This is a genomic window from Anaerocolumna aminovalerica (assembly GCF_900115365.1).
GTDB classification, from domain to species: domain Bacteria; phylum Bacillota; class Clostridia; order Lachnospirales; family Lachnospiraceae; genus Anaerocolumna; species Anaerocolumna aminovalerica.
Genome location: NZ_FOWD01000022.1, coordinates 1 through 18056 on the forward strand (window position 1 = coordinate 1; position 18056 = coordinate 18056).

At 38.0% G+C, this 18056-nt stretch carries 20 protein-coding genes; 18 read left to right on the plus strand and 2 right to left on the minus strand.

Annotation, left to right across the window (positions count from 1 at the left end; all coding sequences use genetic code 11):
- Positions 1-251 (minus strand): transposase zinc-binding domain-containing protein (locus BM183_RS12575; RefSeq protein ID WP_170847998.1); only part of this gene is annotated, 251 nt, incomplete at its 3' end.
- Positions 252-328: 77 nt separating this feature from the next.
- Between BM183_RS12575 and BM183_RS12580 the strand changes: the two genes are divergently transcribed.
- From BM183_RS12580 to BM183_RS12590, 3 genes are all read left to right on the plus strand, one after another.
- A complete protein-coding gene (locus BM183_RS12580) occupies positions 329-628 on the plus strand; it encodes a uracil-DNA glycosylase family protein (protein ID WP_242960985.1) in 300 nt (99 codons plus the stop codon).
- Positions 629-758: 130 nt separating this feature from the next.
- Complete coding sequence (locus BM183_RS21400; RefSeq protein ID WP_091687231.1) at positions 759-2258, plus strand: chitinase; 1500 nt, start codon at positions 759-761, stop codon at positions 2256-2258.
- Between the two features lie 65 nt (positions 2259-2323).
- The gene (locus BM183_RS12590) at positions 2324-3322 is read left to right on the plus strand and encodes a carbohydrate-binding protein (RefSeq protein ID WP_091687232.1); all 999 of its coding nucleotides are present in this window, start codon (positions 2324-2326) and stop codon (positions 3320-3322) included.
- 201 nt (positions 3323-3523) lie between these two features.
- Here BM183_RS12590 and BM183_RS12595 read toward each other — a convergent pair whose 3' ends face one another.
- Complete coding sequence (locus BM183_RS12595) at positions 3524-4423, minus strand: SDR family oxidoreductase (protein WP_091687233.1); 900 nt, start codon at positions 4421-4423, stop codon at positions 3524-3526.
- Positions 4424-4641: 218 nt separating this feature from the next.
- Here BM183_RS12595 and BM183_RS12600 point away from each other — a divergent pair, with 218 nt between their 5' ends.
- From BM183_RS12600 to BM183_RS12675, 15 genes are all read left to right on the plus strand, one after another.
- Positions 4642-5187 carry a PadR family transcriptional regulator gene (locus BM183_RS12600; RefSeq protein ID WP_170847999.1) on the plus strand — a complete coding sequence of 182 codons (546 nt, stop codon included), beginning with the start codon at positions 4642-4644 and terminating at the stop codon, positions 5185-5187.
- The gene (locus BM183_RS12605) at positions 5184-6431 is read left to right on the plus strand and encodes a flavodoxin family protein (protein WP_091687235.1); all 1248 of its coding nucleotides are present in this window, start codon (positions 5184-5186) and stop codon (positions 6429-6431) included. Before BM183_RS12600 ends, BM183_RS12605 begins: the two co-directional genes overlap by 4 nt.
- A gap of 52 nt (positions 6432-6483) precedes the next feature.
- Positions 6484-6921 carry a MarR family transcriptional regulator gene (locus BM183_RS12610; RefSeq protein WP_091687236.1) on the plus strand — a complete coding sequence of 146 codons (438 nt, stop codon included), beginning with the start codon at positions 6484-6486 and terminating at the stop codon, positions 6919-6921.
- 5 nt (positions 6922-6926) lie between these two features.
- Positions 6927-7358, plus strand: coding sequence for a pyridoxamine 5'-phosphate oxidase family protein (locus BM183_RS12615; RefSeq protein ID WP_091687237.1), 432 nt, complete (start codon positions 6927-6929; stop codon positions 7356-7358).
- 397 nt (positions 7359-7755) lie between these two features.
- Positions 7756-7923, plus strand: a complete 168-nt coding sequence (locus BM183_RS12625) for a YezD family protein (protein WP_242960987.1) — start codon at positions 7756-7758, stop codon at positions 7921-7923.
- Between the two features lie 182 nt (positions 7924-8105).
- Positions 8106-8966, plus strand: coding sequence for a radical SAM protein (locus BM183_RS12630; RefSeq protein ID WP_091687238.1), 861 nt, complete (start codon positions 8106-8108; stop codon positions 8964-8966).
- A gap of 16 nt (positions 8967-8982) precedes the next feature.
- Positions 8983-9312 (plus strand): NifB/NifX family molybdenum-iron cluster-binding protein, encoded by a 330-nt coding sequence (locus BM183_RS12635; protein WP_170848000.1) that lies wholly within the window; start codon positions 8983-8985, stop codon positions 9310-9312.
- A 264-nt stretch (positions 9313-9576) separates the two neighbouring features.
- Complete coding sequence (gene nifH / locus BM183_RS12640; protein WP_091687240.1) at positions 9577-10455, plus strand: nitrogenase iron protein; 879 nt, start codon at positions 9577-9579, stop codon at positions 10453-10455.
- Between the two features lie 101 nt (positions 10456-10556).
- Positions 10557-11891: a nitrogenase component 1 gene (locus tag BM183_RS12645; RefSeq protein WP_091687296.1), complete on the plus strand. Its 1335-nt coding sequence runs from the start codon at positions 10557-10559 to the stop codon at positions 11889-11891.
- A gap of 43 nt (positions 11892-11934) precedes the next feature.
- Positions 11935-13473 carry a nitrogenase component 1 gene (locus tag BM183_RS12650; protein ID WP_091687241.1) on the plus strand — a complete coding sequence of 513 codons (1539 nt, stop codon included), beginning with the start codon at positions 11935-11937 and terminating at the stop codon, positions 13471-13473.
- A 13-nt stretch (positions 13474-13486) separates the two neighbouring features.
- Positions 13487-14452 carry a cysteine synthase A gene (gene cysK, locus BM183_RS12655; RefSeq protein ID WP_091687242.1) on the plus strand — a complete coding sequence of 322 codons (966 nt, stop codon included), beginning with the start codon at positions 13487-13489 and terminating at the stop codon, positions 14450-14452.
- 44 nt (positions 14453-14496) lie between these two features.
- Complete coding sequence (locus BM183_RS12660) at positions 14497-14856, plus strand: NifB/NifX family molybdenum-iron cluster-binding protein (protein WP_170848001.1); 360 nt, start codon at positions 14497-14499, stop codon at positions 14854-14856.
- A 3-nt stretch (positions 14857-14859) separates the two neighbouring features.
- Positions 14860-15846 (plus strand): ABC transporter permease, encoded by a 987-nt coding sequence (locus BM183_RS12665; protein ID WP_207650148.1) that lies wholly within the window; start codon positions 14860-14862, stop codon positions 15844-15846.
- A complete protein-coding gene (locus BM183_RS12670) occupies positions 15840-16670 on the plus strand; it encodes an ABC transporter ATP-binding protein (protein WP_091687244.1) in 831 nt (276 codons plus the stop codon). The genes BM183_RS12665 and BM183_RS12670 overlap by 7 nt, the downstream gene beginning before the upstream one ends.
- Before the next feature lie 96 nt (positions 16671-16766).
- Complete coding sequence (locus BM183_RS12675; protein WP_170848002.1) at positions 16767-17945, plus strand: ABC transporter substrate-binding protein; 1179 nt, start codon at positions 16767-16769, stop codon at positions 17943-17945.
- Positions 17946-18056: the final 111 nt, after the last annotated feature.

Genomic DNA, 18056 nt, shown 5'->3' on the forward strand with positions numbered 1-18056 from the left:
AGCTTAAAAGACATCATGGTAGAGCGGTCGTTGGAGTACTTGTTGCCACAGGTAGGGCAAAACTTGGAGTGACAGCGAAACGGAACGAATTTAAGTTCACCACAATGGGAACAGCCGTACATGGCACCGCCAAAGGAAGGATCGCCGCAGTTAATCATCTTTTCAATGTTTTCCATAACAACATGGCGAGGATGAAGAGAATATTTAATTATTTCATAATTGTCATTGAAAATCTTCTGTAATATATTCATATGACTATTATGAAACAGAATGACAAAAAAAGAAACCCCCAGATTCCCCTCATGAATGAGGGGCTAGGGGAGCTGATGTGCCGAAGACACTTTTTTATGCTCATTCATTTGTATATAAAAAAAGAAGTCCTGAAAGTGACATCTATTTAACTTATCTTTTAAAATGCAGACCCCTTCGCCAATATAACAAAGAAGAATTGAGAGCTTTCAGTAAACCATTTCTTATCCAACAAATAAAAACCATACAACCGAAATTCATCGTTTGTCTGGGAGATACCGTTGTTCAGGTGATGGTTGATGATAAGGAGGCTCATGTAAAAAATCTGAGAGGGTCATGGCATGTTGTACTTGGATATTCCTGTATTTTGATAAAGTGAAGCTTTTAAAGATGTATAAAAAATAATCTGTTGAATAAATTATACTAATTACATATTCTGGATATAAAGGATGACTAAGCTTTTAGAGATCTAAAATATTTAAAACAAATTAAAATAAGGGGGATATTTCATGAATGTTTTAAAGAAAAAATCCGTAACAAAATCACTGGTATTATTAGTAATGCTTGCTTTACTGTGGAATCTGTTCACGGCAATACCGGTAAGTGCAGCCGGCAGAGGCGCATGGGCTCCAGATACTGCATATGCAGCAGGTGATACAGTAACATATAATGGAAGCACTTATACCTGCCTTCAGGCACATACTTCCCTTGCTGGTTGGGAACCATCCAATATTCCTGCTTTATGGGAACAAAGCGGCAGTGCACCGGAACAGGCGGCAACACCTATTTTCAGTCCTGCAGGCGGAACGTATACATCCCCACAGACCGTAACTATCTCATGTATAACGAACGGTGCTGTCATAAGGTATACTACCGATGGTTCTACACCTACTTCATCCTCACCACAATATACAGGTGCAATATCTGTTGAAAGTAACATGACAATAAAGGCAATTGCTATGGTATCGGGAATGGGCAATTCAGTCATAGCCTCAGCTACTTATACAATTTCCACAACATCACCTACTGGCAAAAATCTGCTTGTTGGCTACTGGCACAACTTTGATAATGGGTTAACTCCGGTTATGGCACTCAGGAACGTATCAACCAAGTGGGATGTCATTAACGTAGCTTTTGCCGATATAGCAGGTGATGGAACCGTTTCATTTACACCATTTAATGCTACGGATACTTCCTTCTCCTCTGATGTCTCATATCTTAAAGGCTTGGGTAAAAAGGTAGTGCTGTCATTAGGAGGACAAAATGGAGCTTTAAATCTGCCTGATGGTGCAGCTAAAACAAGATTTATAAATTCACTTATTTCAACCATAGATAAATATGGATTTAGCGGTGTAGATATTGATATTGAAACCGGTATATTTTTAGGCGGCGGTGATACAGATTTCAAAAACCCCACAACTCCAACAATAGTAAATCTGATTGAAGCAATGAAAGATATCACTGCAAGATATGGTTCAAGCTTCACTTTAAGTATGGCTCCAGAAGTAGCTTATGTGCAAGGTGGTATAACAGCATATGGGGGACCTTGGGGTGCCTATCTGCCTATTATTTACGGATTAAAGGATAAGCTTACCTATATCCATGTACAGCACTATAATTGCGGTGGAAATGCAGCTCTGGACGGCAGAACTTATAACCAGGGAACAGCAGATTTTGAAGTAGCAATGGCGGAAATGCTTCTGAAAGGCTTTCCTGTTGCAAACAATTCAGGCAATATGTTCCCTGCACTGAGGCAGGATCAGGTAATAATCGGTTTACCGGCTGCTGCAGGTGCTGCTCCCAGCGGAGGATACATCAATCCTGCAGAAATGAAGAAAGCATTGGATTACCTGATTAAAGGAACACCCTATGGTGGAACATACCAACTTCAGAATGCTTCCGGCTATTCCGGATTCAAAGGCCTAATGTCCTGGTCAGTAAATTGGGATGCTCAGAACAATTACGAGTTTACAAATAATTACCGTGCCTACTTTGATACATTGAATTAGTACCGTAAACCTGTGGCTGGAATCATGGGTGAGCCACAGATAAATAAATACAAGGAGGTCTGGAAATGACTAATAAAAAGTTTTCTTTTAAAGCCCTGTCACTTATGATAATCTTAACATTATTCATATCCACATTTTGCGTAGCCTTACCGGTAAGCGCAGCCGCTAGAGGAGCATGGGCTCCAAATACTGCATATGCAGTAAATGATACAGTAACATACAGTGGAAGTACTTATACCTGTCGTCAGGCACATACTTCCCTCCAGGGTTGGGAACCATCCAATGTTCCTGCTTTATGGGAGAAAGGAGGCAGCGGAACTACACCACCAATAACAAGCGGAGTGACATTTTATGCAGATATAAACTATGGTGGAACGGCAATAACACTTGGAGTAGGCAATTATACACTGTCTCAGCTGAATGCAAAAGGAATTCCAAACGACTGGATGTCCTCTCTTAAGGTTCCCAGCGGCTGGACAGTTGAAGTATATGAGCATGATAATTTTGGTGGAACAAAATGGACATATACTTCAAGTTCTTCCTGGGTTGGCAGCGCTGTAAATGATAAAATGTCATCGGTTAAGATTTATATCGGTTCACCAGCTCCTTCAGTAACAAAGCCTTCCGAAGTTCCAAGCAACATATGGACTTATACAATAAATGTGGACAATAAATTTGGTAAAGGCGGAGATTTTGCTTTATTGCTGTGTGCTGTTATTAAAAAGGAAAGCAGCTTTGGAGCAGGCTTGCCAGGTAGTCCGTCAGCCGGCGACGGATTGATGCAGGTAGAACCAAATACACGTAATGCTTATTTATCTCAATTCAGTTCAAAATTTGGTCGTACTTATAATCATAGCAGTGAACAAGATCAGGTATGTATGGGCGCAATGATTTTAGATGAAAAGATTATTAAGTTCGGCAACATATATAACGGTTTATTGCACTATAACGGAGGAGATTACTGGTATCCGGGAGCTACAGATTCTTATGGCCGCCCTATTCTGGCAAATCAATATGCTGATGCAGTTTACGCTACATATAAGGGATACGGCGGTAAGAATTAATAGATAGGCATCTGAAAAAACAGGGGTAAAATCAAATAGGAGGCTAGCCAACTAATGACTAGCCTTCTATTTTAATGTCCAGCTCTATTTTAAATGTCTCACTAATAATATATAGCTTCCATAAAAATTAATAGTCAGCCATAAATCTGAATTCAAACAAGAAAATTCAGGTTTTTAGTGCCTATTAAATCTTTAAAGTATTTATGATTGCATCGACTGCCCGCCATCCACATGAAGAACCTGACCTGTAACAAAAGAAGAATCTTCAGAAGCAAGGTATACATAGGTGGGGCCAAGCTCAACGGGTTGACCTGCTCTCTTCATTGGAGTATCGGAGCCAAAGGTTTTAATGTATTCTGCCGGATAACTAGCCGGTTGAAGCGGTGTCCAGATGGGACCGGGAGCTACGGCGTTCACCCGGATACCTTTTGATACAAGGGAATGTGCCATGGCACGTGTAAAGCTGACGATGGCACCTTTTGTACTGGAGTAATCGATCAATAGATCATTTCCCACATATGCAGTTATGGAAGTGGTATTGATGATGGTACTACCGCAAGTTAAATAGGGAAGGACTAGTTTCGTCATCAGAAAGATGCCAAAAAAGTTAATCTGGAAAGTAGTCTCCATCTGCTCCATGGTAATGTCCTCAATACTGGTTTGAGGAAATTGAACACCAGCATTATTTACCAGTACATCAATACCCCCCAGTTTCGAAACGCAACTTTCTACAGCATTCCTGCAAAAGGCTTCGTCCCGCACATCCCCTGCAAATAAAAGACACCTTCTACCTTGTTCTTCTATGTATGACTTGGTTATCATTGCATCTTCGTGTTCGTTGTAATAAATGATACACAGGTCTGCACCCTCTTTTGCAAATGCTAGTGAAACCGCTCTTCCTATTCCACTGTCTCCACCGGTAATTATAACTACTTTATCTTTTAACTTTCCGGTGCCGATATAATTGGGGTTGTCAAAGATCGGGGGAGGAACCATCAGTGTTTCCAACCCAGGCTGTATTGGCTGGTGCTGGGGTGGAAATTGAATTGGAACCTTCTGACATTCTTCTTTATAGCCTAAGTATGGATAAAATAAGTGCATTCTCTGACTCCGATAAAAATAAGGTTATTATATTATAGTAAACTAACTGGACTATTATGTTGATATTTTCTTAACAAAGGGTGAGGTTCAAAAAATACTAAATTAATAATAAAAATATCCTTGACAAAATATAGAAATAGAAGTAGTATTATAATACAAATGATATGTCTAAACGACACATCATAATATATTAATAAAGGAGTAATTGGATGATAGAGTTGATTATTTTAGGATTTTTATCTTATAATTATCCACTCACCTTATACGACATTAAAAAGGGGATGGAAAGAAGCACCGAATATTTTGCAAGTACAAGTCAAGGCGCAATACATCCAGCCTTAGTGAAACTTGAGAAGAATGGATATATAAATTCAAAAGAAGAAGTTAAGAATAACAGGATAAAAAAGTTTTATAGCATTACTGATTCTGGAAGAGAGAGATTTAGCAAGTTGATGAGACAAGATTTGGGTCCTGATAAGTATAAGTCCACACAACTACTAAAGATGCTTTTCTTCAATGAGCTAACCAAAGATGAACGGTTGGTATCTATTAGCACCCATATTAAGTATTTTAGAGATATGCACCAAGATCTGATTCATATTAGAGATGAGGGAAGGCTTCGGCTTGAGGAAATGGGGTTATCTTTAGAAACCTTCAAGCCGGCAAAATATGAAAATGATGCTCTTGAGTTTGGCCTTGCATATTCCAGCTTTATTATAAAGTGGTTTGAAGATTATTTAAAAAGGATTGAGGAGGAGTCATGAAGATAGCGATTTTTGATTTAGGGAAAAATATGAAAAATGAATTATTGGCTCAAGAAATTAAGAATTGTTACAGGGAAAAGAATAAAGAAACTGAGGTAATTATCTATAACTCCATTGATACCGAGATAAAGGATTGTATAGGCTGTTGGAGTTGTTGGTGGAAGAGCCCTGGAAAATGTGCTTTGAAGGATGAAGCTTATAAATTGTATAAGGACTATATAAATAGTGATGAAGTGGTTATTCTTTTTCATACAGAAAATGGATTTATTGATGGCAAGGGAAAAACATTTCTGGATAGATTAATACTACATTATTTACCTTATATTAAATTAAGAAATGGTGAATGTGGTCATTTGAAAAGATATGATAAATATCCCCTTATTAACTTCTATTTTGAAAAAAGTGGGTTATGTAATGAGGAAGTGAAAGTCATAAGGAGTTATCTTGCTCGGACAGCATACCATTTTCACAGCACTTGTAAAGAACTATTGTATGAAAATGAAAAGGTACAAACAGCTGACCTGGAAACTACAAAACCTATGGATGAGGTTCTGTCAAAAGAAGTTCTGGAAAGAAAGGCAAATGGTAAATGGGTGATTTATAATGGATCTCCAAGAGGGAATCATTCTAACAGTAAGCTGATTATTGAAAAGATAATTATGGGAATGAAAGCACAGGGAGTAGAAAATATAGAGGTAAGGAACCTGATAAATATTAAGGAACATAAAATATGGGCTGAGAAGTTCAGTTCCAATGAGAATAACTTATTTGTGTTTCCCCTTTATATTCATGCTATGCCGGGTTCAGTAATGAAATTTTTTGAACAGCTAAAACCTATAAACAATAAAGAGGTGCATATGGCGTTTTTAGTTCAGTCCGGATTTCCGGAGACTAGTCAGTCGTACTATTTGAGACCTTATCTTGAGCTAATAACCAAAAGGCTGGGGGTGTCCTTCGATGGAACAATTATAAAAGGCGGTGTAGAAGGCATTCAGATGAAACCAGAAAAAGCTAACAAAAAGTTCTTTGATCAAATGGAGTTAGTAGGTAGAACCTATGCCAGCAAAGGAATTATGGATTTAACATTGAAAAAAGAGTATGAAAAAGCTGAATATCTATCAAAAGGTACCCAATTATTATTTTCTATATTTTCATTAACCGGATTAATAAACTACTATTGGGATTTCAATCTTAAGAAAAATGGTGCTTATAAAAAAAGATTCGCAAAACCATACATGGAATAAGAAGTTAACAAATTTAGTCCTATATAGTAATATACCGTATAGGAGGATTAACATGTTGGAAAAAACAAATGGAGGATTTCTTATTTCTCAAATAAAACAGATACAAGGAAGGATTTTTGAAAAATTACTTAACCAGGCAGGTATTGAAGAATTTAATGGTGCCCAAGGAAGAATTTTATATGTGCTTTGGCAAAAGGATTCGATACCAATAGCAGAACTGTCAAAGAAAACCGGCCTTGCAAAGACCACCCTTACAAGTATGCTAGACCGTTTAGAGAAAGCAGCTCTTATCTATCGCAGGTACAGCGAGACGGACCGCAGGCAGATAAACATAGTTTTGACTGAAAAGGCGAAGCTGCTAAGTGTTAAATACAACCGTGTGTCTATGCAGATGAACGAAATATTTTACAAGGGTTTTACCGATAACAAGATTATTCAATTTGAAATATTACTAAATAAAATTTTAAAAAATCTTACAGAAAGCGAGTGAATAAAATGACAAACCTATTAAAAAATGAAATTGCCGACCTGGTTGAATCTGCGAAAATCGTATATGTTTCTTCAATTGATGAAGCTGGTTTTCCAAACACAAAAGCCGTGCTATCCTTACAGCATGATGACTTGTTTACCCATTATTTTTCAACTAATCTTTCCGCGAAAAGAACCCAGCAATTTTTAAAAAATCCCAATGCCTGTATTTATTTTTGCAAGGAGGCAGAGTTTAAGGGTTTGATGCTTATCGGTACAATACAAGTCTTAACGGACCTGGAGCATAAAACAATGCTTTGGCGGGAAGGCTTTGAAATCTATTATCCTGATGGAGTAAATACCGAAGATTATTGCGTCTTAAAATTTACTTCTCAAAAAGGCAATTATTATCATGGGCTAAAGAACAATTCATTTGTAGCGGAAGATTTTATAGACTGAAGGGTTTCAAAATAACAGGCCTTGCTTTTTTCTCAGCAATATTGTGAACAGAAACGGGTAATTCCGCAGTTACTCTGTGTGGAAGCGTTAGAGCCTTATTATGAAAAATTGGGGTTTAAAAAATTTTCTCTTGGAATGACACGAGGTGTACTCCACTAAAAATATGGGAAGATTCTATGCCTTTGGAATGCCGAATAAATTAGAATACATCATCTTAACCACAGGTTGGAGTCTGTGGTTTTTTATATATTAACGTATATTATTTATAAATAAATAATTAATCATATTAAACTTATTGACAAAGTGGGAATTAAAGGATATACTATCAAAAAAGAAAAATATTTTATATCTTTTCCAATAGAAATGAATAATTTTCTGTATGAGAGGTGATAGGTGAGTGGAGGTAAAAAAAGACATTTCCATGAAAAGAAACAGTGTAAATGGAAAAGATCTACAAACAATAATTGAATTTATTGAATCCATACAGTTTGGTTCAATAACAATTATAGTGCAGGATGGACGAATCGTACAGATTGAGAAAAATGAAAAGGTGAGAATGAAATAATCTTTGATTAAGTTGACCGGATAACTGGAGGCTTAAGAAAAACACATTGTGTTTTTCTTAAGCCTTTTGCTTTATAATCTTTTGCTTATAAACAGTAAAAAATGAATGGTTATCCTATCCGGCAGCAGAATAGTTCTTAAATTGTAACCCATAACTATAACTTTTATTTTAAGAGGTGTCTTATGGAAAGAGATGTGAAAAAATTGCATCCTTGCTTTGGTAGTTTACCTAATACCGGCAGAATTCATTTGCCTGTATGCCAGAGATGTAATATTCAGTGCAATTTTTGTGACAGAAAGATAAATGATTATGAGAAACGTCCGGGTGTTACAGCCTCTATACTAGAACCGGGAGAGGCTATAGCTATTTTAGAGGAAGCATTAAAAATCTGTCCGGAAATTACAGTAGCAGGAATTGCTGGACCGGGAGATACTCTGGCCTCAGATCATGCAGTAGAAACCTTTAAATTAATTAAGAATACCCATCCCCATCTTCTAAGATGTATGAGTACAAACGGTCTTTTGCTAAATGAGAGGGCACAGGAGCTTATAGATGTGGGCATAGACAGTTTAACTGTAACAGTGAATGCAGTAGCACCAGAAATTCTTGAAAAAATTGTATCGGGAATTGTATACCATGGAACATACATAAGGGGAACAAAAGCTGCTGAGCTGCTTATTTTTAACCAGTTGGAAGGAATTAAAAAAATGGCGGCTGCCGGTACTGCCATAAAGGTTAACACCGTTTTAATCAATGAAATTAACAAAGAGCACATAAAAGAGGTAGCAAGGACTGTAAAAGCAGCCGGTGCATCTATGTATAACATAATTCCTTTGATTCCACAGTATAAATTCAGACACTTGAAAGAACCGGGATGCGGTGATATTGATGGTGCCAGAAGAGAGGCAGGGGAGTATATAGATGTATTCAGACATTGTCAAAGATGCCGGGCAGATGCAGTTGGAATTCCTGGTGTATTGGATGTAGCCGGGCAGCTTTATAAAGGAAAAATAAAGATAAGGGAAACTTTTTCCCATGGTTAATAGCAGGAGGGATGTATTGGGTTATCGAATTGCAGTTGCATCAAAGGATGGAAAAGTAGTAACGGATCATTTCGGTCATTGCAGCAAATTTATAATTATTGAAGTTGATAATGAGAACTACCGATTTATAGAGCAGCGTTTAGTGACTCCGCCCTGCCGGGGAGGAATCCATACAAAAAGTGGTATAGAAGAAGTTTTAACTACTATAGAAGACTGTATGTATATACTGGTGTATCAGATTGGCCAGGGAGCAGAAAAAATGGCTTTAAAAAACAATTTTATAGTAATCACTTACAAAGGATTTGTTACAGATGCCTTAGACCAGATTATGTCCGCTCATCCTTAAGAAAGATAGAATTACAAAACCATTTTTGGCTATAGTTTTAAAGTTATCTGTTGATTAAAAAGAAGAACAGAAAGAGAGTTAAAAAAGTTTCATAAGCTATAACTGCGTTTCGTTAATATTGAAAAAATATTATGTAAGTAGTATAAGCATGATTCGTTATTTGTACCATGTTGAAAGAAAATAATACAAGAAAGGAAAGCCACAAACAATTCTTTCGACGACTTTATGTGGCGGCATCCATATCAGGTATGCATGGAGTAAGAGATGGCTAAGAAAGTAAAACAAATCGCTATTTATGGAAAAGGAGGAATTGGGAAATCAACAACAACCTCCAATATAAGTGCAGCGTTATCAAAGCTGGGTTATAAGGTAATGCAGTTTGGTTGTGACCCCAAAAGTGATTCCACCAATACATTGAGAAACGGCGAATACATTCCCACCGTATTAGATACTCTGAGAGAAAGAGCTGCGGTAAAAGCAAATGATGTGATTTTTGAAGGATTTAACGGCGTTTACTGTGTGGAGGCAGGGGGGCCGGCACCGGGTGTAGGCTGCGCCGGAAGAGGTATTATTACGGCGGTACAATTATTTAAGCAGCAGCATGTTTTTGAAGATTTGGATTTAGATATTGTAATTTATGATGTATTGGGAGATGTTGTCTGCGGAGGATTTGCAGTTCCCATTAGGGAAGGAATAGCAGAACATGTATTTACGGTATCATCAGCGGATTTTATGAGTGTATATGCTTCTAACAACTTATTTAAGGGAATTCATAAATACTCTACCAGCGGAGGAGCATTGCTTGGAGGAATAATTGCCAATTCCATTAATCAGCCTTATGCAAAGAATATTATAGATGATTTTGCTACAAGAACCGGAACCAAGATTATGCAATATGTTCCCCGTAGTGTTACCGTTACCCAAAGTGAGTTACAAGGTAAAACAACCATAGAAGCAGCACCGGATTCAGCACAGGCAGGTATTTATACGGAACTTGCAGAAAGAATAGCAGAACATGACAAATCTGATATACCCAATCCTATGGATACGGTTACATTACGACAATGGGCCTCTGACTGGGGAAATCAGCTCCTTGAACTGGAAACAGGTGTTATAGCGGGAGGTGCTAAAGCCGGAATCTAAAAATAGACGAATCGGTACTAAAGTCTAAATACATGATGACATAAATGGAATATAAGAAAGCTCATAATGGGATTAATCGAAATGGAAAGGGAGGTTTTATTTTGGCGGAATTTATTGAGAGGGCAAAATTTTCTTGTGCTCTTGGAGGAGCACTTACAACAATTGCAGGAATACCAAGGGTGGTACCCATTGTACACGCATCAGGAGGTTGCGCCGCAGCTTTATCCGGTACCTATAATTTAGCCTCAGGATACCGTGGCACCGGATATTGCGGCGGTACTATGATACCTACGACGAATATATCAGAGAATCATATCGTATTCGGCGGAGAAGAAAGACTGGAAGAACAAATAGAGAATTCACTTGAAATACTGGATGGAGATTTATTTATTGTTGTGACCGGATGTCAGGTAGAAATTATTGGTGATGATGCGGTAAATGTAGCAAGACGTTTCAGGGATAGAAATGTAATCGGAGCCAATACACCGGGTTTCCTAGGGAATACCTTTCAGGGCTATGATGCCGTTCTTAATGCCATTATTAGTGAAGTAATTGAAGCTTCTGAGGAGAAGGAAGAAAAAGTAGTCAATATTTTAGGGGTGGTTCCCGGCCATGATGTATTTTACAGAGGTAATCTGGATGAAATAGTACTTCTCCTAAGTAAAATCGGAGTAAAAGCAAATACCTTTTTTGGAACGGGAGAAAGTATTGCTTCTATCAGGCAATACGGAAAGGCTGTTCTAAACCTTTTGTTTTCAGGCCAGGCAGGAGTTGCCCCTGCTAAGTTATTTCAAGAGTTACATAATATACCTTTTATATCTGTTGATGTACCGGTGGGACCTACAGGTACAGAAGAATTTTTATACCGGGTGGGTAAGGAGTTAAAGATTGATAAGGCATCCATTGATAAAGTAATCCGGGAGGAAAGAAAAGAGTATTATTCTTTTTTTGAAAGAATTGTGGATATTTATTCAGACATGGATTTCCAAAGATATGCTCTGATTGCAGCAGACAGCTATTATGCATTTTCATTAACCAGATTCCTGGCCAATGATTTAGGTTGGATACCCCACCTTACGGCTATTAATGATATTGATGATGTTAATGACAGAGAAGAATACTTATCGAAATTTAATAGTCTTACTTCTGAAACAAAACCAACAGTAATATTTGAGGAACATGCTGGGGCAATTTTAAATGAACTTCGTAAAACCTGGCCTAATAATAACAATCAGAAATACTATGATGCATTCAATGCAGCTTTTGTAGTGGGAAGCGGTATTGAAAGAAGTCTGGCAGAAAAATTAGGGGCAGGATTTTTATCCGTAGCCTTTCCGGTAAGTAATCGTGTCGTGCTTAATAAAGGGTATACAGGATTTAGGGGCGGTCTTACTTTAGTGGAAGATTTAATCAGCCAATTGGTGGCAGCCAGATAGGATTGCCTGTTGAGTTCTGTAGATTTCAGAAAGGATGAAAAATATGTCAAATTCAAGTTATGTTAACAGTCTTACTTATAATTATTTAACATCGGATGCCCCACCTACCAGAGAAGAAAGAATCGGTGTCTGTCACGCTTTTTGCGGTTCCTGTGGTGAATTAAAAGATGGGCTGAAATCCGGTTGTGCTCAGCTGCAAAACCGTAGATTTTCACAAAGCGGTGGCTGTCAGTTAACTCTTGCGGTAGGTATCGTAAGCAGTTTGACCAATGTGGTTATGATTATACATTCTCCCCTTGGATGCTGTTCTAATTTTGTAGGAAGCGGCGGGCTTAGAAAAACTATGAGAGCCTCCAAAGGTAAAGTGGATGAGGACTTTATCTGGCTTCATACCAACCTGAACGAGTTGGATGTTGTACAGGGAGGTATTGACAAATTAAGAAAAACCATTCTTTATGCGGAGAAAGAATACCATCCTGAGGCTATTATTATTGCCAACGGCTGTGTGCCCGGGATTATAGGAGATGACATTGATTCTTTGGTAACAGAATTATCTGACAGAATATCTGCTAAGATTGTTCCTGTTCATTGCGAGGGCTTTAAGAGTAAATACGTGGCCTCTGGTTATGACTCGGCCTACCATGGAATTTTAAGACATCTTATTAATCCTGCTCAAAAGTATGAAAAGGTAATTCCTATAATAGACAGGGACTTAAAGGAGGAATATCGAATCAGCCGTACTGTCAATATCTTTAATGTGGGTTCAAACAGTAACGGTGATGAAGTGGAATTGTCAAGGCTTGTCAGTGCTTTAGGTCTTATACCCAGAGTGCTGCCCCTTCATTCTTCATTGGGTGATTTGGAAAGAATAGGAGAGGCGGCCCTGAATGTAAGTATTTGCGCTACTCACGATGACTATTTGTTAGGGCATTTAAAGGAACGCTTTGGTACAGATTATTTAATAGATACACTTCCTATCGGTATTAAGAATACCAACCAATGGATTCGCCGGATTGCTGCTTACTTTCATTTGGAAGAAGAGGCAGAGAAATTAATTAAATTTGAAAATCAACAGCTTATAGCTTCTTTGAAACCCTTGAAGGAAGCCTTAAAGGGGAAAAGTGTATTTGTTGGGGGCGGAGAAACAAGAATCATAACTACAGCGGAATTCTTCTATTATCTTGGTATGGAGTTAGTTGGAGTTAAAGCCCATAATGTGGACCGGTTTGTTGAAGATATACTGGATGATATTAATGAGCCCGGACTTGTAATCGAGGTGGCAGCAGGTATGCCTGCTGAGGAACTAAACTTACTAAAACGTCTGCAGCCTGATTTATATATCGGGCATTTAAATGCCAATGGATGGGTTAGTAAGCTTGGCATACCAAACTTTCCTTTATTTGGCCAGACTTTAAATTATATGGGATATTCCGGTGCATTTGAATTGGCAAGAAAAGCGGTTAAGATTCTTAAGAATACTAATTTCTTTAAGAATGTATCTTCTAATATTTCGTTGCCCTTAAGCAAAGACTGGTATGAAAGAGACCCGAAAGAGAATATTAAAGAAGCAGCTAACTATTAAAGGAGGTTAAAAAATGAGCAAAGTTGTAGAAAATCTAACCCAATTAATTGGAAACACACCTATTTTAAAACCTTTGGCATTTTCTGAACTGGCTAAAATAGAAGATGCAGTACTGCTTCTGAAACTGGAATATTTTAATCCCTTAGGAAGTGTAAAAGACAGAATCGCTTATGCAATGATAAGAGAAGCAGAGGAAAAAGGGCTTCTAAAGAAAGAGACAGTTCTTATAGAACCCTCCAGCGGAAATACAGGAGTAGGGCTTGCCTTTGTGGCAGCCGCAAAAGGATATAAACTTATTATTACCATGCCGGATTCCATGAGTATTGAAAGGAGAAGCCTTCTTACGGCACTTGGAGCAGAACTGGTATTAACACCAGGTACCCTTGGTATGAAAGGGGCAATAAGGAAAGCAGAAGAATTAAATATTCAAATCCCTGATAGTTTGATTTTACAACAGTTTGAGAATAAAGCAAATCCTAAAATACATAAAGAGACTACCGGACCTGAAATCTGGGAAGCAACAGAGGGAAAGATAGATATTCTTGTTGCAGGGGTAGGTACGGGAGGAACCATAACAGGAGCAGGAACTTACTTAAAGGAGAAAAATCCGGATATAAAAGTAATAGCCGTAGAGCCACAAGCCTCACCTGTTCTTTCGGGAGGAAATCCCGGTCCCCATAAGATTCAGGGAATCGGTGCAGGATTCTTTCCGGAAATATTGGATTTATCCGTTATCGATGAAATATATAGAGTAAGAAATGAAGAAGCAATAGATACTGCCAGAGTTCTTGCAAGGGCGGAAGGACTTTTAGTGGGAATATCATCCGGAGCGGCGGCATTTGCGGCAGCCTTAATAGCCAAGAGGCTGGAAAACAAAGGGAAAACGGTTCTGGCAGTATTACCGGATACAGGGGAGAGATATCTTTCAACAGAGTTATTTAATACGGATTCTGCCCAAAAAAGCAGAATCTGGTATTAGGTATCCGGCAGACAGGAAAGTTGAAAGTAGAAATGAGGTGTTTTATGAAGTACCGTGTGGCAATCGGCACAAAGGACGGCAAGAATATAACGGAACATTTCGGCACCTGCGGTCATTTTCAAATAGTGGAAATAAACCAGGAAAACGGTGAGACTACAGTGATTGAAAAGAGAATTACAGTTCATCTGGAGCAATGTGGAAATCATCTTGAGGATAACATTATTGAAAAAATAAAAGCGCTGAATGATTGTCATATTATTTTGGTAAAACAAATAGGAGGAAGATCTGAAAAATTACTAGTTCATTATGGATTCATTCCTCTTACAAATTCCGGGCCAATAGATGTAGCTTTGGCTAAGATTATTAAATTTTACAAGAATCAGATTTTTAAAAGGGAGGAATAAATTTTGGCTGAAAGAAAAGAAATATTAAGGGATAAAAAGATCCGTTTTGACTACAGATCAGCCATTCCCAGCTTAACATTAATTGTCGCCCTTCTGACGGAAATACTTATACCGAATCATATGGATGCAAAGTACAGAACTTTAACGAATTTTAAAAGTGTTCTAATTACTTTTACGGTAGTTTCCCTATTACTTTTATTGATTTCAATATTCCATGAAAAAACAAGAAACCGCTATGTACGTAAAGGCTGGTTTCTTGGAGGAACAGTAGTATTTATTACAATGTTAAATCTGGTTACAGTGAAGCTGCTGTTACTGCCTCAGATTTATTTTCCCAGCATTAACAGAATATTAAATGTCTACATAGAAGATAAAAACCTGCTGCTTAAGTGCCTTATCAGTTCTTTTACTTTGTTAGTGGAAGGACTGCTATTTGGTACGGTAATAGGTATTATAACAGGTATTTTGGTGGGCTGGAGTAAAAATTGGAATTACTGGATCTATCCTTTAATCAGGATATTAGGTCCCATACCTTCTTCAACCTGGATACCACTTACCTTAATTATATTTCCTACCTCCAGAGGGGCGGCTATTTTTCTGATTGCCTTTGGTGTTTGGTTTCAGATTACGATTTTAACCAGTTCGGGAATACAAAGTGTGAAACAATCCTATTTTGAAGTATCCTCCACATTAGGTGCCACAAATTTGCAAAACTTATTATTTATTGCTATACCCGATGCCCTGCCCTCCATGTTCTTAGGACTTTTCAATGCTACCTGCAGTTCTTTTGTGGCACTAATGGCTGCTGAAATGTTTGGTGTAAAAGCAGGAATCGGTTGGTATATCAACTGGCAGAAGGAAATGATAGCTTATTCCAATGTATATGCAGGACTTATTCTGATAGCCGGTTTTTGCTACCTCTTTATAACAGTACAGTTTAAAGTCAGGGATAAGTTACTTAGCTGGCAGAAAGGGGTGATTAAATGGTAGATACGAAATCCCAGGCATCCTGTATTCATTCCCATACTGGTAATATAAGAGCAAGAGATATTTCAAAAGAATTTATAAGACCGGATGGTGAAAAAGTGATTGCCTTAAGTAATTTAGACGCGGATATTAAAGCAGGGGAATTTATCTGCCTTATTGGTCCCTCTGGATGCGGAAAGTCCACTCTTTTAAGATTAATAGCAGGTTTAAATGAACCAAACAGCGGAGATATCAAACTGGACGGGCAGACAATCAAAGGTCCCGGATATGAGAGGGGTCTGGTGTTTCAAGATCCCACTCTTTTTCCCTGGCTTACGGTTCATGACAATATAGCATATGGATTAAAAGTGCGCCATGTATACAAACACAAGAAAGAAGAAATTCATGAATTTATACAGCTTGTTGGACTGAAAGGTTTTGAAAAATCCTATCCACATCAACTTTCCGGCGGTATGGCACAACGGGCAAGTCTTGCAAGAGCGTTGGTAAATCACCCCAAAGTACTGTTACTGGATGAGCCTCTTGGTGCATTGGATGCATTTACGAGAATGAATATGCAGGATGAGATACTAAGAATCTGGAAGGAAAGGGGAACCACGATGATTATGGTCACTCACGATGTGGATGAGGCTATTTACTTAAGTGACAGAGTATTTGTTATGACGCCAAGACCTGCCAGGATAGAAAGAATCATAGATGTGAATATAGGAAGGAATGAGAGTCTGGGAAGACAAAGAGACAGTGGGGATTTCTTGCAGCTTCGTTCAAAAATACTGCAGATACTGGATTTTACCGGAAAAGTACAACAGCCGGAATTTTACTTGTAGATATGGGGATGGAAAGAGAAAACAATAAAAATTATAAAATGAAAAAATTATGGAGTTAACAAATAAATGAAAATAAGTATGGGAGGAAGAAAATCTATGAAAAAGGCCATAAGGTTTACAGCAATCTTTTTAACAATGGCATTGTTTACACTCTTATTTACTGCCTGTCAGAAGGCGGAAAAAACAAATGTCAATGACAGCACGGTGGCTGTAACAGAAGAAGCAAAAGAAAATGGAGATAATGCATCTGATGAAAATAAAGTGAAAGAAGTTGCTGCTAATGGGAATACAACTTCTGATAAAGTTTTGGAAGATGGAATTATTAAAATATTATATGGTTCCAGTTTGTGTGGCATTCCTCTGCATATAGCCAAACAGCTTCAGTTTTTTGAAGGGGAAGGTTTAGTGGAAGGTGTGGATTATGAATATGTGACTTCAAGTACGCCGGGGGTTGAAATGCTTTCTACCAAGCAGGCTGATGTAAGCTTTGGTCTAGTTGCAGCTATGCTTGCTCCTTTGGATAATGGGCTGGAAGCGAAAACTGTGCTTGGCATACATACGGGGTGTATTCAAATCATAGCAGGTGCTGGTTCAGGGATTAAAAGTGTAGCGGATCTTAAAGGCAAAAGAATCGGTGTTACCCAACTGGCTTCATCAGACCATATTGTTACACAGCGCGCTTTGGCAAGTGAAGGAATTGGTTCTACAGCTGATAATATGGAGGTTGAATTTATTGTATATGATAAAGATAATCTTCCCATTGCTCTAAAAGAAGGAGCTGTGGACGCTATAGCCATTGGTGATCCGAAGGCTACCATACTTGTTAATGAAGGAACCGGTATTTCCATATTTAATTCTGCCACCTCAGAGCTGTTAAAAGATGAATATTGCTGTGCACTATGGGCAAGAAATGAAACCATAGAAAAACAGCCTAATAAATTAGCCAAAATAGTAACTGCAATACAAAAAGCTTCAGTATGGGTAGATCAGAATAAAGAACTGGCAGCTGAAATTCAGTTAGATAATGAATGGCTTGTAGGGGATTTGGAAATTGATATTGCTACAATTAAACATTTTAAATATCTCCCTTCTGTAAGCGGAGTTAAAGAAGCATTAACAAGAAATATTTTTGATATGAAGGATCTAGGACTTATCAGGAAAGATACGGATGCAGAACAACTTTCCAGAACAAGCTTTGCAAGACTTGAAGGAGTTGCAGATGAATTAACGGATAAGGTAGAACCACCGGTTGATCCTGCTTTACATTTAAAATAGAAGATATGAAAGATGGCTTATTCCAGCTTATAATGTGTGGACCCGATTCAAAGGACTAAGAAACCCTTGAGCACCCATTACCTGGGGTTCGGGTATATCACAATGGACTTA